Here is a 14,475-nt window from a genome sequence, read left to right on the forward strand (position 1 = left end):
TGAAAAGAAGCGCCACCCGACTCGGTCGGGTGGCGCTTCTTGCTCTGTCGGCGCTCGCTGTTTCCTGCCCACTCACACCACGCGGCGAGCCTTCATGCCTGCGAAGATCGGGCCGACCTTCACCACGTCGCCGAACGTGGGTGCGTGAAGCATCTGACCGTTGCCGACGTAGATCGCCACGTGGCCGGGGCCGCCTGCCTGCCAGTTGCCGAACAACAGGTCACCGGGCTGCGCCTGATCCAGCGGGATCTCGACGCCGACACCCCACTGCGTCTCCGAGGTCCGGGGCAAAGTCACCCCGGTGGCCGCGTGGATCGCGTACGACGTCAGCCCCGAGCAGTCGAACCCGCCCATCGACGGCCCGTTGATGTTTCCGCCACCCCACACGTACGGCAATCCGAGAAACTTCAGACCGGCCTCGACGACGCCGCCCACCGCTGCGGCGAGGTTGTTGTAGTCGAAGGGCGCAAGCATCAGGGCGAACGAGTCCTGCAACGATTTGATCTGGGCGACGAACGGAGCGGCGACCGCCTGCTCCGCAGGAACCTCGCCCGACTTGTCTGCCGGAACGCCGCCCGCTTCGCGAACTGCGTCCGGCCCGACGTCGTAGGCAGCGAGCGCGAGGTCGACGGTATCGCCCTCGACCTCACCGGACTTCTGCCAGGACTGCGCTTGCTTCACGAGATCGCACAACCGGTATCCGGTTGTCATCACCGGATCGGCAACGCCCAGGATGTCCATCTTTCCGTCGCCGTCACCGTCCTTGCCGTATGCCGTCCACGCTGCGGTGGTGAAGCGGCCAGGCCCGCGCCCACCTTCCGGTGAGATGTCGGTATCGGGTCCGTACTTGAATCCGTTCTCGACCGAGTACAGCGAGGCGATCACCGCGGGCGTGATCTCCGAGCACAGAGCACCGGCCTTTTTGATCCACGGCGCGAACACTGCCACCGCTCCCACGGGCGCCAATGTCGCTCCCGGAAAGTTGGAGGGTACGGAAGGCACGATTCCCTCAGGTGTGTCCTGAGTTCGTGCCGGTCCGTTCCAGGCTGCAAGTGAGACTGCAGCATTCGAAGACTCGTTCTTCTCGACTTGTGCGGGCGCTCCGAGAGTTCCACTCATCACGCCCAGTGCGGTGCCGATCGACACAGCGATCGCCAGGACACCGACTGCCATCCGAACCTCCGATAAACCTCTGAAAATCCATGTACGTGGTCGTACCCGAAACTTGTCGGTGCGAACATCTACTCTTTCGAACATGCATTCGACACGGCTCAGTCTCGCGACTCCTGTAACCAATGTCTCATTTATCTCGGCGGGCGTTACGCAAATGACTACAGACGCCAAGGCTTTTCTCAGGTTCGGCGTGCAAGCTGAGTCCATGAGCGACGATCGGCCACGACCCGCCCGGGGACGCACTACGGTGTATCGACCCGTTCGCCTCGCCCTCGCAGCCACGGCTGTGGCGGGAGCACTCGCAAGCGGCGGACTTTCACTCGTTTCTTCTCCCACTGCCACGGCACTCGCGCCGGACACGTCGGCTTCTCACACCAAGAATCCCGTAGCGAAGCGGCCCGTCGTGGTCGCCGGATTCGGAACCCCGGACGCCGTCTCCAACGGTTCGTGAGTACTCCGCGCTCGGCCTCCGAGTGGCTCACGTGGGGGGTTCAGGCCCGGGTCGTCGTCACCGACCCTGAAGTCCTTCCCTCCGCGGCCAGCCTGGTTCGCGGGTACCTCACCGCTGCCGACGCCGCTACCAATCGAGATCGTGCCGACTCCGAGATTCGTACCTATGTCAGCGCCGCGAGCAACGTCGACGGCGTCGCCGTGACCCCGATGTTCGCGCACTTCCTCGAAGACGCGTTGGCTGTCGCACGACTGACCGACGGCAAACTCACGCCGACGGCCGGGTCGGCAGACCCTCACTCCTGGTGGAAGATTCGCGTCGAGAACAACCGCGTGTACAGCCCGGACGACGTCGTTCTCGATCTGTCCGCGACGGCCCGCGCCAGTTCAGCGGACCACTGTGCCGCGTCCACTGCGACTCTTCTCGGGTGTGGCGTGCTGGTCGGCCTCGGCGGGGACATCGCGGTTGCCGGCCCGGCGCCGGAAGACGGCTGGCAGATTCAGGTGCAAGACCTGCCCGGCGACCCGACCTGCCAGGTAGCACTTCCGTCCGACTGCGGGATCGCCACGGCCAGCACCGTCAAGCCACTGCACCGTGAATCGACGGCGACGCCGATGTGGCGCACGGTGTCGGTGATTGCATCCTCCTGCGCCCAGGCCGCCGCATTCAGTCGGGTTGCGGTCGGCATGGGCGGTTCGGCCATCGACTGGCTACATCAACTCGACGTACCCGCCAGGCTGGTCGACCAGGAGTACCGCGTGACGGTTCTGGGCGGCTGGCCTGACGAGTAACTCGCCTCAGTTCTGCAGTCGTACTGCGTAACCGGCGCGGTCGAAGGCCGTCAGAAGTTCCGCCTTGTTGTCCGGACCACGCGTCTCGACGGTGAGGAAGACTTCCACTTCGTCGAGTGCAAGTTCGCCACCGGTACGGGAATGGATGACATCGACCACGCTGGCGCCGTTCGCTCGAACCACTTCGAGCAACGAGACCAGTGCGCCCGGCCGATCGTCGATGGTGATGTGAACGCCGAGGAACCGTCCGGCCGCTCGCAGACCGTGCGAGATGACGTGCGTGAGAAGTAGCGGATCGATGTTGCCGCCGGAAAGCACGGCGCACACCGGCCCTGTCAGTCCCAGCTCCTCCGGAGTACAGGTCATCAAGGCCGCGACGGCCGCGACGCCGGCCGGTTCGACGATGAGCTTGGCGCGTTCGAGGCACAGCAGGAGCGCTTTGGACAGCGCTTCCTCGCTGACCGTCACCACGGCGTCGACATGGGCGGCAACTTCGGCGAACGGAACCTCGCCCGGGCAGCCAACGGCGATACCGTCTGCCATCGTGGACATCGACGCCAAGGCGGTCGGCTTCCCGGCTGCCAACGACGCCGGCCAGGCAGCCGCGGTCTCGGCTTGCACTCCGACGATGCGGACCTGCGGGCGCACAGCTTTGACGGCTGCGGCCACTCCGGCGATCAACCCGCCGCCGCCGGTGGGGACGAGGATCGTGCCGACCTCAGGCAGTTGCTCGAGGATTTCGAGCCCCACAGTCCCCTGCCCCGCCACGACGTCCTCGTGGTCGAAGGGGTGGACCAGAACTGCTCCGGTTCGGTCCGCGAATTCGCGAGCGGCCACGAGCGCTTCGTCGACAGTCGAACCGTGCAGGTGGACCTGAGCTCCATATGCCTTGGTGGCCACCAACTTCGGCAGCGGCGCACCCGTCGGCATGAAGACGGTCGACTTGATTCCCAATTCTGTTGCAGACCAGGCAACTCCCTGCGCATGGTTACCGGCACTGGCCGCCACCACGCCCGCTGCCCGTTCCTCTGCGGAAAGATTGGCAATGCGGTTGTACGCACCGCGCGGTTTGAAAGAGCCGGTGCGCTGCAGATTTTCACATTTCAAACTCACGGCGAAGCCGGTGGTTTCGGACAACACTCGCGAGGCCACGACCGGGGTGCGTCGCATGACCGGGGCGAGCAGTTGCTGTGCAGCCTTTATCTGTTCGAGATTCACGCATGCCTCCAGAAAGTGCGCCTCCACACCCTCGTGAGGTGTGAAGGCGCACTGCAGATTCGAAGTCGAATTACTGTAGAGCGAAGATCAGGACAGCGCTTGCTCGATGTCGCCGACCAGATCGGAGGCGTCTTCGATGCCGACCGACAGGCGAACCAGATCGTCGGGAACCTCGAGAGCGGAACCGGCCGTCGAGGCGTGGGTCATCGCACCGGGGAATTCGATGAGGGATTCGACTCCGCCGAGAGATTCTGCCAGCGTGAAGATCTCGGTGCGCGAGCACAGGTCGAGAGCTGCCGCCTTGCCGCCCTTGAGGCGGACGGAGATCATGCCGCCGAAGCGTCGCATCTGCTTGGCCGCGACCTTGTGCGACGGATGCGAAGCCAGTCCGGGGTAGATGACGCTGGCAACCGCGGGGTGGCCGTCGAGCAATTCGACGACCTTCTCCGCGTTGTCACTGTGACGCTCCATGCGCAGCGCCAGTGTCTTGATTCCGCGCAACGTCAGGAACGCGTCGAAGGGGCCGGGAACGCCGCCGGATCCGTTCTGCAGGAAGGCAAACGCGGTGTCCAGTTCTTCGTCGTTGCAGACGAGAGCGCCACCGACCACGTCGGAGTGTCCGCCGATGTACTTGGTCGTGGAGTGCAGCGCGATGTCGGCACCGAGCTGCAGCGGCTGCTGCAGGTACGGCGAGGCGAAGGTGTTGTCCACCACGATCTTTGCGTTGCCCTCGTGGGCGACCTCGGCAAGGAGCTCGATGTCACCGATATTGAGCAGCGGGTTCGTGGGCGTCTCGACCCAGACCAGCTTGGTGTTGGACTTCATCGCCGCGCGCACCGCATCGACGTCGGACACCGGAGCCGGGGTGTACTCGATCCCCCACTGCGTGAACACCTTGTCGATGAGACGGAAGGTTCCGCCGTACGCGTCGTCGGGGATGACCAGGTGATCGCCGGGTCGAAGTACCGAACGGAGCAGGCAGTCGGTGGCCGCCATTCCCGAACTGAACGCTCGGCCGTAGGTTCCGGATTCGAGCGCGGCGAGGTTCGCCTCGAGTGGGCGACGGGTGGGGTTACCCGTTCGCGCGTACTCGAAGCCACTGCGCATTCCACCGACGCCGTCCTGGGCGAAGGTGGAACTCGCGTAGATCGGCACGTTGACCGCACCGGTCAGCGGATCGGGTTCGTAACCCGCATGCACCGCTTTCGTGGAGAAACCCTGCCAGCTGATGTTGTCGGCCTTGCTGCGTTGCTCACTCATGGTCCCCAGCCTAATGGCGCCGGTGCCGGCGCAGGAATCCGAACTCAGGAATCCGAACTCAGGAAACCCAGGAGATCGTGGCGCGTGATGACACCGACCGGCTTGCCGTCGTCGACGACCATGAGTGCGTCAGTGTCCCCGAGCGCCTTCGTGGCAGCCGAGACCGGCTCGCCGGAACCGATGAGCGGGAACGGCTTGCTCATGTGCTTCTCGACGGAATCCGCAAGGTGCGCACGGCCTTCGAAGACCGCGCTCAGCAGATCTCGCTCGGACACACTTCCGGCGACCTCGCCTGCCATGACCGGCGGTTCCGCACCGACGACAGGCATCTGGGACACGCCGTACTCGCGCAGGATCTCGATCGCGTCGCGCAGGGTCTCCGACGGGTGGGTGTGAACGAGGTCCGGCAGCTCGCCCGACTTGCCACGCAGAACGTCGCCGACGGTGGGGACGTTGGTCTTGCCGTCGAGTGGGGTGCGCAGGAATCCGTACGACGCCATCCACTGATCGTTGAAGATCTTGGACAGGTAGCCGCGGCCACCGTCCGGGAGGAGGACGACGATCAGGGCGTCAGGACCCTCACGCTTGGCTACTTCGAGGGCAGCGACGACGGCCATACCGCAGGAACCGCCGACCAGCAGTCCCTCCTCGCGGGCGAGGCGACGCGTCATCTCGAAGGAATCGGCATCCGAGACGGCGATGATCTCGTCCGGGATGGACGGGTCGTATGCCGACGGCCAGAAGTCTTCGCCGACGCCTTCGACCAGATACGGACGACCGGTGCCGCCGGAGTAGACGGAGCCCTCGGGGTCTGCGCCGATGACCTTGACCTTGCCGCCCGAAACTTCCTTGAGGTAGCGGCCGGTGCCGGTGATGGTGCCGCCGGTGCCGACGCCCGCGACGAAGTGCGTGATCTTGCCGTCGGTGTCGGCCCAGATCTCGGGGCCGGTGGTCTCGTAGTGGCTCTCCGGTCCGCCCGGGTTGGAGTACTGGTTGGGCTTCCAGGCGCCGGGGATCTCACGGGTGAGGCGGTCGGAGACGCTGTAGTAGCTGTTCGGGTTGTCCGGCGCGACGGCCGTGGGGCACACGACCACCTCGGCGCCGTAGGCGCGCAGGACGTTGCGCTTGTCTTCGCTGACCTTGTCTGGGCAGACGAAAACGCACTTGTATCCCCGCTTTTGCGCCACGAGCGCCAAGCCGATTCCGGTGTTGCCCGAAGTCGGCTCGACGATGGTGCCGCCCGGCTTCAGTTCACCCGAAGCCTCGGCTGCGTCGATCATCTTGACGGCGATGCGGTCCTTGGAGCTACCGCCAGGGTTGAGGTATTCGACCTTGGCTGCCACCGTGCCGAAGTTTTCGCCCGTGACGGACGTGAGCTTGACGAGTGGGGTGTTGCCGATGAGGTCGACGACGTGTTCCGCGATGCGCATTCGTCCATGTTCCCAGATGAAAGAAAACGGTGCGCGCGGACGTCGGGCGAAGGTGGTGCAATCCGGCTAGATTGGCAAGTGTGAGTCGAACCGGACTGAAAGCGTCGGTGGCCACGGTGGTGGCCGGATCGAGTGCAGGCACGCTCTCCTGGTTGGGCTACAACTATCTGATGTCGCAGGCGGGGGCGGCCCGCGGGGTGATCGGTCGCAATATCGCCAAGCCACCCGAGGCGGACGGGGTGTACGCACCCGGCGCCGACAACCCGGAACTCTGGTGGCGGGCCGTGCCCTTCGATCTCCACTTGATGATCTTCGGCGATTCGTCTGCGGCCGGCGTCGGCGCGCTGACGGCCTCGGAAGTACCGGGTGTTCAGGTCGCGAAGCTGCTTGCGAGTGAAACCGGGAAGCGAATCCGTTTGAGCACCAAGGCCATCGGGGGCGCCACCTCCCGCGGGTTGAGTGGGCAGGTCGACGCCATGTTCGTCGCCGGTCCTCCCCCGGACGCTGCGGTGATCCTGATCGGCGCCAACGACGTCACCGCCAAGAACGCGATTCACGCGTCGGCTAAACGCCTCGGCGACGCGGTTCGACGCTTACGCGAGAGCGGCGCCGTCGTTGTTGTCGGCACCTGCCCGGATCTGGGGGTGGTCACGGCGATCCCGCAACCTCTGCGCTCCGTGGTGCGCGAATGGGGCCATCGCCTCGCACTCGCCCAGGCGGCCGCGACCAGAAACGCCGGGGGTCATCCCGTTCCACTGGCCGACCTGCTGGCCAAGGAATTCCTGGCCTCGCCCGACACGATGTTCTCGGCCGACCGTTTCCATCCGTCCGCGGCCGGATACGAACTCGCGGCGAAGCAGATCGTCCCGGTTCTCGCGTCGGCTCTGGGTGAATGGCAGGGTGGCCCGCTACCCGAGCTCCCCCACGTCTCGGAGGCGGCGCAAGCCCGCACCGTCGCGGCCCGACTGACGGCGGCGGCAACCCAGTGGAAAGCCTTCGCGAGACGCACCAAACCTGCAGGTCAGCGCCCCGACGTCAACTGAGTGAGACTGCGTGACCACCATCTGGGAGCGGCAACGTAAATTGTAAGTCGAAGCTGCATTCAACTTGCCCTGCTCGACGGCGTTTCAAGCCGCCCTCGAGCAGTACACAAAAGGAGTTTTCATGCCCGAGGCAGTAATCGTCTCAGCAGTACGGTCGCCCATCGGCCGCGCAATGAAGGGTTCGCTCAAGGACATCCGCCCGGATGACCTCGCAACTCAGATGGTTGCCGCCGCGTTGGCAAAGATCCCCGAGCTCGACCCCACCGAGATCGACGACCTCATGCTCGGTTGCGGCCAGCCCGCCGGTCAGTCGGGCTTCAACATCGCCCGCGTCGTCGCCGTCCAGCTCGGCTACGACTTCCTCCCCGGTGTCACGGTCAACCGTTACTGTTCCTCCTCGCTGCAGACCACCCGCATGGCGCTGCACGCCATCCGCGCAGGCGAGGGCGACGTCTTCATCTCCGCCGGCGTCGAGTCCGTCTCCAGCTTCATCACCGGCAACGCCGACGGCCTCCCCAACACCAAGAACCCGCTCTTCGACGCAGCGCAGGCCCGTAGCGCCAAGCTCGCCGAAGGTGGAGTCGCCTGGACCGATCCTCGCGAAGAGGGCCTGATCCCCGACGTGTACCTGGGTATGGGCCAGACCGCGGAGAACGTCGCTTCCGCCACCGGCATCACCCGCGAAGACCAGGACCGCTGGGCAGTTCGCAGCCAGAACCGCGCCGAGGAAGCCATCGCTCGCGGCTTCTTCGAGCGTGAGATCACGCCCGTCACGCTCGCGGACGGCACCGTCGTCTCCAAGGACGACGGCCCCCGCGCCGGCACCACCTACGAGGGCATCAGCGGCCTCAAGCCCGTCTTCCGCCCCGACGGCACCGTCACCGCCGGCAATGCCTGCCCGCTCAACGACGGCGCAGCCGCACTGGTGATCATGTCCGACACCAAGGCAAAGGCACTCGGCCTGACCCCGCTCGCTCGCATCGTCTCCACCGGCGTCTCGGGCCTGTCCCCCGAGATCATGGGCCTCGGCCCGATCCAGGCCGTCAAGAACGCCCTGAAGATCGCCGGCAAGTCGATCTCCGACATCGACCTGTTCGAGATCAACGAGGCATTCGCAGTGCAGGTCCTCGGATCCGCTCGCGAACTGGGCATCGAAGAGGACAAGCTCAACATCTCCGGTGGCGCGATCGCGCTGGGTCACCCCTTCGGTATGACCGGTGCCCGTATCACCAACACCCTGATCAACAACCTGCAGGAGCAGGACAAGACCTTCGGCGTCGAGACCATGTGTGTCGGCGGCGGACAGGGCATGGCAATGGTGATCGAGCGCCTCAGCTGATCCCCTGAGCACGTCGAAAGCGGCCGCCCGGCTTCTGCCGGGCGGCCGCTTTCGTGTGGTCGGGTTTCAGGTAGTCGTGAACTTCCGAGCAAAACTCCCCAACTCGCGAATCAACTCTCGCGCAGCGTCGTCCTCACGCTGCACGGCAGCGCGAGCTTCGTCCGCCCATCCGTGACGGAGCAGTCGTTTGGCGGCAAGGACTGCCGGTCCGACGTTGGCGGCAATCTGCTCGGCGCTCTCGCGGGCGCGTGCCTGTACCTGGTCGGCCGGCACGGCGGCTGTCGCCAGTCCGTAGGCGGCAGCTTCGACGCCGCTGAGCCACCGGGCCGACAGGATCAGCTCGGCGGCTCGCTGCGTTCCGATCACCTTGGGCAGCAACCAACTACTGGCAGCTTCGGGAGCTGTACCCAGCGAAGTGAACGGTGCCCGCAGACGTGCGTCCTCGGCAACGTAGACGACGTCGCAGTAAAGCAGCATGGTCAGGCCGATGCCGACGGCAGCGCCGTGTACCGCGGCGATCAATGGCTTCGGGAACTCCACCAGCGCGACGATCAGCGGTGCGAATGCGTGGCCGAAGTCGGCGTTGTCTGCGCCTGGTTCGGCGAGTGCGCGTAGGTCGACGCCACTGGAAAATGCCTTGCCTGCGCCCTCGACGATCACCACGGCCACGGCTTCGTCCGACGCCGCGTCGTCGAGCGCTTTGGTGAACGCTCGAAAACCGGCTGCATCAAATGCGTTCAGGCGACTCGGATTATTGAAGGTCAGCGTTCGCACTGCTCCGGCATCCGCGACCAGGATGGGTTCAGAGGTGTTTGTCGACATTCGCTCCCCTTCGTTCCAAACCAAGCAGTTGCTAGGTATCCAAGCACCGTAACCGTCCACAGACGACAAAAGAAGGGCCCCTCGCGGGGCCCTTCTTCGTGTTACGGATCGACTCGAGAACTAGTCGTTGTTGAAGTAGCTCAGCAGACGCAGGATCTCGACGTACAGCCAGACCAAGGTGACGGTGAGGCCGAATGCGACGCCCCAGGCTGCCTTCTCGGGCGCCTGTGCACGGATCAGCTGATCAGCGGCGTCGAAGTCGAGCAGGAAGCTGAAGGCTGCGATGCCGATGCAGACGAGGCTGAAGATGATGGCGAGCGTTCCGCCGTCACGCAATCCCAGCCCGCCGTCGACGAAGAAGCTCGCGACGAGGTTACCGAGGGCCAGAACGACAACGCCGATCAATGCGCCGATGATCATTCGCGTCAGACGCGGTGTCACCCGGATCGCACCGGTCTTGTAGACGACCAGCATGCCGAAGAACACGCCGAACGTTCCGAGGACTGCTTGCGCGATCAGTGCGGATCCGCCGACGCCACCGAATTGAATATCAGTGAACATGAACGACAGCGCACCGAGGAACAGACCCTCGGCGACGGCGTACGCCAACACGATTGCCGGGTTGTCCATCTTGCGGCCGAACGTAGCGACCAGAACCAGAACGAGGCCGACGAGACCGCCGCCGATGACCAGCGGGGCTGCGAGGTCGGCGTTGTTGTTGACCAGGAAGTACGACACCAGTGCCGAGATCGTCAGCATACCGAGCGTGATGCCCGTCTTGGTGACGACGTCGTCGATCGTCATGGCCCGCGAGGTGGGACCGGTCTGGTACGGCTCGGCCGGAGCGTACTGCGGCTGACCGAACTGCTGGGTTGCCTGCGAGGCGCCCGCCGTCGCAGATCCGAACGAGGCGTATCCGTTGCCCTCTTGCTTGGGCAGATTGCGGAACACCGGGTTGCTGGTGGTGCGCACCGTGATCATCCCTTCATCGTGGTGGCCTACGACGGGTGCGTCGCGGGTTCGCCGGACGGATCCGAGTTTCCGACACGGTCCGTGTACCTGACTAAAAGTAAAGCACTCGTAATTTACAACGTCGAAGCTTCGGTTGTAGTTCCCGGCGCATTTCCGGAAGATCAACACTCGTCGACACTCGTCCCTTTTCGATACTAGGACGGTTTGACCGACTTCATCACGATGAACTTCGCGTTCTTCGCCATCGCCTCGCTCGGACCCACCGCGGCTTTCAACGGTTCGCGGTACCCCAGATGCGCGTTGTGAACAGTCCACAACTCGCCACCGGGACGCAGGACACGGCCGGCAGCTTCGAACATCTTGAGTGCTCCGCCGGTGTGGACCGCCGCGCCGACGTGGAACGGCGGGTTCAACAGAACCAGATCCGCGCTCGCACTGGGCAACGAACTCACGGCGTCGTCGCGCAGGCCGCTCACTCGATCGCCGACGCCATTTGCGGACGCGGTCGCCAGGGCCGAAGCGACGGCTGCCGAGGACTGATCCGTTGCGATCACGTGCACGTCCGGGAACTTCCGCGCAATCGCCGCCGCGAGAATGCCGCTGCCACAACCCAGATCGATCACGTCACTCAGCGGATCGACCGCAATCTTTCCGAGGTTCTCGAGGAGCAACCGGGTGCCGATGTCCAGGCTCGCACCGGCAAACACTGCGCCGTGAGCAACGACGTCGAGGTCGAATTCGTCGAGGCGTTCGGTCACCGGGAACGTGATAGCAACATCGGGCTTCGGTTCCGAAGCCTTGAGTACGCGGGACTTCTGACGCCCACGCGAGGCGCTGACGTCGGAAAACGATTCGCCGAGAACCTTGTTCATCGCCGGGGTGATGTGCTTGTCACGCCCACCGGCGAAGACACGAACCGCCGGGTCGGCGTGAAGCGCGATCAGCTGGGCGATCTCGGCAAGTTCGGCGAGGCTACGCGGCAATTGCATAAGCACGACGCGGGCGCCGCTGAGCAACTCCTCGTCCAGTCCGTGCGAGGTGAAGGCGTCACTGAATCCGAGTTCGCGCGCATTGTTCGCGAGGGCCAGCTCTCCGGTGAGCGGATCCTGGTGAACGCGCACGGCGGCGATTCCGTGCACGAGCGCAACACCGGCAGTCAGCGCACCGTAGTGATCGCCGATCACGACGACGGTGCCCGCCGGTGCCGCGGCAAGAGCGTCGGCGGCCTCGTCGAGGATCAGACGATCAGCCGCATCGACGGCAAAGAGATTGGGTGCCTCGACATCGGGGAATCGGCGCAGACGATCGAACAGTTCGGGTGTGTCGGACATGCCACCAGTCTTTCAGGTGGAACTACGCAACACTCAATCCCCCGACCAGCAGGTGATCAGTTCGACATCCCTGTCAGTTCGACATCCCTGTCAGTTCGACATCCACTGCACGACGTTGTCGACGGTTTCGCGTTCGGTGCGGAATCCGTTCACCGGGTGGTCGGCGTCGGGGTATCCGAACGAGATCGCGCAGACAACCTTGCGAGTGTCGTCGATACCGAAATACTCGTGAATGAACTTGGAGCTGCCCGCGAGCGCCGCCTGCGGAATGGTGGCGACCCCCAGACTCTGGGCCGCGAGCAGGAAGCTGTTCACGTACAACCCGCAGTCGACTGCGCCGTAGGTGCCCAATGCCTCGTCGGTGGTGATGATCGCGACGTGGGGAGCGCCGAAGAGCTCGAAATTCTTCATCGTCTGTGCCGCGGATCCGGCGCGGTCACCGTGCTCGATTCCGACGCTCGAATACAGCGCCATCGCGCAGTCGAACCGACGCGACTTGTAGATGCCCTGGTACGCGCGCGGGAACTCGAAGTCCGACTCCTGGGCGTTGGCCATCACGTACTCACCGAGGCCGGCGCGGAATCGCTCGGTGCCCTCCCCTTCGGTGATCGCGACCTGCCACGGTTGCGTGTTGCACCACGACGGCGTCTTCTGCGCCAGCCGAAGGATCTCCTCGATCACCTCACGTGGCACCTGACGGTCCTCGTAGGCGCGGCAGCTGATCCGGGCGTCGAGCAACGCTTCCAGGCTCGTATCCACGACGATGCTCTCGGTCATGTGTTCTCTCCTCGATCAGGCTGCACTACAACACTTCGCACGATAGAACTACCGCCTCGACGCAATCGTCAGCGGGTCACCTTTGCGAAGGCCGCCACCAGCTCGCCGAACTCTGCCATCGCCGCATCCGGATCCGGATCTACTGCCGCCAGCGCGACCAGCACATCGGTGGCACCGGATTCGAGCAGCTGCTCGGCGCCGATCATCGTCGCCGGGAGGTCGATCGAACCGTCGGACCCGCGTACGACGGTCAGTCGCCCACGGACCTGCAATTCCGCTGGATCGCGTCCGAGATCCGCCATCGCTTTGCCGATGACGTCGATCCCTTCACGTAGGTCCTCGTCCGCGGCACCCATGATCGGAATCCACCCGTCACCCCAGGTTGCGACGCGTCGTACAACGGCCTTGGAGAGCGAACCGGACACCCAGATCGGGATTCCAGCGGCCGGACGGGGCGCGCAGTACACGTCGTCGAACTTCAGACGAGGGGTGTCGATGCTCGCCGGCGCCGAACTCCACAGGGCCCGGCACACTGCGAGAGCGTCGTCGAGCAGTGGTCCCCTTTTACCGAAGTCCATACCTGCCGCCTCGTATTCACGTTCCTGCCAACCTGTTCCGACGCCAAGGTCGAGTCGGCCCCCGGAGAGCAGATCGAGTGTCGCGGCCGTCTTGGCCAGTACCGCTCCCCCGCGCAGCGTCGCGATGACGATTCCGGTCCCCAAGCGAATTGTCTTCGTCTGTCCGGCAACAAAAGCCAGGACGGTCAGCGGCTCGAGCCAGTTGGCGTCGGGCTCGGTGGGGAACGCCGACCACGTGTACGCCGAGTTGTCCGAGCCCATCACCACGTGATCGGTGACGAGGACCCGGTCGAAGCCGGCAGCTTCCGCGTTCTGACAGACCTGCACGAGTTTCGCGTAGGAGTCCTCCGCGAGAGTGGTGCCGAAGTTGGGAACGTTCAGACTGAAAGTTGTCATGTGTCAAGCCTTTCGGGGCCGGTTGGTCCAGCCACCCTCTTCTGTGGGGAACCAGCCTCCGGCAGCGTGCGAGCCGCCGTCGACGTGGATCACGGTTCCGGTGATGTATCTCGCCAGGTCGGAAGCCAGGAACAGTGCGGGGCCGGCAATGTCGACCGGCTGGCCCGGTCCGCCCAACGGTGCCCACCCCGGCCACTTGTCCCAGTCGTCGGCAGGAACGATCGTGCGATACGGCACCTGTACCGACTCGATCAGATCCGGGGCAATGGCGTTGACGCGCACTCCGGTTCGACCGATCTCCACACCAAGGCTTCTGGTGAACTGTGTCAGCGCGGCCTTGTATGCCGAGTACATCGTGTGGCCCGGGATCGCTCGATGCGCCTCCACCGTCGTCAGGTTCACGATCGATCCACCCAAACCGCGGTCGATCATGCCGGGAAGCAGGGCATGGGTCAGACGCACGACGTGATCGAAATTGATGCTGCCGGCCTCGGACCAGAAACCTGGATCCGTACCGGTGAACTCTGTCGGCGGGTTCAGGAAATGACCCACGTTGTTCACCAGGACGTCCGGCGCGAACTCGGTCAACGCTACGGGGACTTCCCGCGTCCGCACGTCGTACTCGAGATAGTTGATCGAACCACCTGCAGCCGAGTCGAATTCGACGTCGCCAAGAGGAGCCACGTCGACAACCAGAACTGACGCGCCATGCGATGCAAATGCTCGAACAATCGCTGCGCCGATTCCCTGGGAACCGCCTGTGACCACTGCCTTCTTACCCACCAACATCGGCCCTGGGGAGTACGCCGATCCGACCACCACGAAGACACCCTTCTGCAGTTCGATGTGAAGCACTTCGGCGTACCGTCACACATCGATCGGCAAAACGGGCGC

General features: G+C 64.5%; 14 protein-coding genes. 4 read left to right on the forward strand and 10 right to left on the reverse strand.

What is annotated here, in order from left to right:
• Positions 1–72: 72 nt before the first annotated feature.
• Entirely contained in the window at positions 73–1,173 is a 1,101-nt protein-coding gene (locus A0W34_RS20520) for a C40 family peptidase (protein WP_003943296.1), read from the reverse strand.
• Positions 1,174–1,378: 205 nt separating this feature from the next.
• Between A0W34_RS20520 and A0W34_RS20525 the strand changes: the two genes are divergently transcribed.
• Positions 1,379–1,624 (forward strand): hypothetical protein, encoded by a 246-nt coding sequence (locus tag A0W34_RS20525; RefSeq protein WP_153211881.1) that lies wholly within the window; start codon positions 1,379–1,381, stop codon positions 1,622–1,624.
• Positions 1,621–2,415 (forward strand): FAD:protein FMN transferase, encoded by a 795-nt coding sequence (locus A0W34_RS20530; protein ID WP_003943281.1) that lies wholly within the window; start codon positions 1,621–1,623, stop codon positions 2,413–2,415. The genes A0W34_RS20525 and A0W34_RS20530 overlap by 4 nt, the downstream gene beginning before the upstream one ends.
• 6 nt (positions 2,416–2,421) lie before the next feature.
• Here A0W34_RS20530 and ilvA read toward each other — a convergent pair whose 3' ends face one another.
• The 3 genes from ilvA to A0W34_RS20545 all read right to left on the reverse strand — a co-directional run bounded on the left by ilvA (position 2,422) and on the right by A0W34_RS20545 (position 6,323).
• The gene (gene ilvA, locus A0W34_RS20535; protein WP_223304414.1) at positions 2,422–3,585 is read right to left on the reverse strand and encodes a threonine ammonia-lyase; all 1,164 of its coding nucleotides are present in this window, start codon (positions 3,583–3,585) and stop codon (positions 2,422–2,424) included.
• Positions 3,586–3,720: 135 nt separating this feature from the next.
• Entirely contained in the window at positions 3,721–4,893 is a 1,173-nt protein-coding gene (locus A0W34_RS20540; protein WP_007728802.1) for a cystathionine gamma-synthase, read from the reverse strand.
• Between the two features lie 44 nt (positions 4,894–4,937).
• Positions 4,938–6,323 (reverse strand): cystathionine beta-synthase, encoded by a 1,386-nt coding sequence (locus A0W34_RS20545; protein WP_003943292.1) that lies wholly within the window; start codon positions 6,321–6,323, stop codon positions 4,938–4,940.
• Between the two features lie 71 nt (positions 6,324–6,394).
• Between A0W34_RS20545 and A0W34_RS20550 the strand changes: the two genes are divergently transcribed.
• Together A0W34_RS20550 and A0W34_RS20555 are read left to right on the forward strand one after the other, a co-directional pair.
• Entirely contained in the window at positions 6,395–7,366 is a 972-nt protein-coding gene (locus tag A0W34_RS20550) for an SGNH/GDSL hydrolase family protein (protein ID WP_042448870.1), read from the forward strand.
• 121 nt (positions 7,367–7,487) lie between these two features.
• Complete coding sequence (locus A0W34_RS20555; protein ID WP_019744600.1) at positions 7,488–8,705, forward strand: acetyl-CoA C-acetyltransferase; 1,218 nt, start codon at positions 7,488–7,490, stop codon at positions 8,703–8,705.
• A 66-nt stretch (positions 8,706–8,771) separates the two neighbouring features.
• Here A0W34_RS20555 and A0W34_RS20560 read toward each other — a convergent pair whose 3' ends face one another.
• The 6 genes from A0W34_RS20560 to A0W34_RS20585 form a co-directional block, all read right to left on the reverse strand.
• The gene (locus A0W34_RS20560) at positions 8,772–9,527 is read right to left on the reverse strand and encodes an enoyl-CoA hydratase/isomerase family protein (RefSeq protein ID WP_070162425.1); all 756 of its coding nucleotides are present in this window, start codon (positions 9,525–9,527) and stop codon (positions 8,772–8,774) included.
• A 120-nt stretch (positions 9,528–9,647) separates the two neighbouring features.
• Positions 9,648–10,499 carry a Bax inhibitor-1/YccA family protein gene (locus A0W34_RS20565; RefSeq protein WP_198035665.1) on the reverse strand — a complete coding sequence of 284 codons (852 nt, stop codon included), beginning with the start codon at positions 10,497–10,499 and terminating at the stop codon, positions 9,648–9,650.
• Positions 10,500–10,693: 194 nt separating this feature from the next.
• Positions 10,694–11,830, reverse strand: coding sequence for a class I SAM-dependent methyltransferase (locus A0W34_RS20570; RefSeq protein WP_007728811.1), 1,137 nt, complete (start codon positions 11,828–11,830; stop codon positions 10,694–10,696).
• Positions 11,831–11,920: 90 nt separating this feature from the next.
• A complete protein-coding gene (locus tag A0W34_RS20575; RefSeq protein ID WP_081558184.1) occupies positions 11,921–12,607 on the reverse strand; it encodes a nitroreductase in 687 nt (228 codons plus the stop codon).
• Between the two features lie 68 nt (positions 12,608–12,675).
• Entirely contained in the window at positions 12,676–13,581 is a 906-nt protein-coding gene (locus A0W34_RS20580) for a TIGR03619 family F420-dependent LLM class oxidoreductase (RefSeq protein ID WP_081558185.1), read from the reverse strand.
• A gap of 3 nt (positions 13,582–13,584) precedes the next feature.
• Entirely contained in the window at positions 13,585–14,436 is an 852-nt protein-coding gene (locus tag A0W34_RS20585; protein ID WP_030536264.1) for an SDR family NAD(P)-dependent oxidoreductase, read from the reverse strand.
• Positions 14,437–14,475 lie beyond the last annotated feature (39 nt).

Origin of the sequence: Rhodococcus sp. BH4 (assembly GCF_002079265.1) — a bacterium.
GTDB classification, from domain to species: Bacteria; Actinomycetota; Actinomycetes; order Mycobacteriales; family Mycobacteriaceae; genus Rhodococcus_F; species Rhodococcus_F qingshengii.

Coding starts and splice junctions, on each gene's coding strand:
- A0W34_RS20525 (WP_153211881.1), top strand. CDS start 1,379: ATGAGCGACGATCGGCCACGACCCGCCCGGGGACGCACTACGGTGTAT.
- A0W34_RS20580 (WP_081558185.1), bottom strand. CDS start 13,581: ATGACAACTTTCAGTCTGAACGTTCCCAACTTCGGCACCACTCTCGCG.
- A0W34_RS20570 (WP_007728811.1), bottom strand. CDS start 11,830: ATGTCCGACACACCCGAACTGTTCGATCGTCTGCGCCGATTCCCCGAT.
- A0W34_RS20520 (WP_003943296.1), bottom strand. CDS start 1,173: ATGGCAGTCGGTGTCCTGGCGATCGCTGTGTCGATCGGCACCGCACTG.
- A0W34_RS20560 (WP_070162425.1), bottom strand. CDS start 9,527: ATGTCGACAAACACCTCTGAACCCATCCTGGTCGCGGATGCCGGAGCA.
- ilvA (WP_223304414.1), bottom strand. CDS start 3,585: ATGCGACGCACCCCGGTCGTGGCCTCGCGAGTGTTGTCCGAAACCACC.
- A0W34_RS20555 (WP_019744600.1), top strand. CDS start 7,488: ATGCCCGAGGCAGTAATCGTCTCAGCAGTACGGTCGCCCATCGGCCGC.
- A0W34_RS20540 (WP_007728802.1), bottom strand. CDS start 4,893: ATGAGTGAGCAACGCAGCAAGGCCGACAACATCAGCTGGCAGGGTTTC.
- A0W34_RS20545 (WP_003943292.1), bottom strand. CDS start 6,323: ATGCGCATCGCGGAACACGTCGTCGACCTCATCGGCAACACCCCACTC.
- A0W34_RS20575 (WP_081558184.1), bottom strand. CDS start 12,607: ATGACCGAGAGCATCGTCGTGGATACGAGCCTGGAAGCGTTGCTCGAC.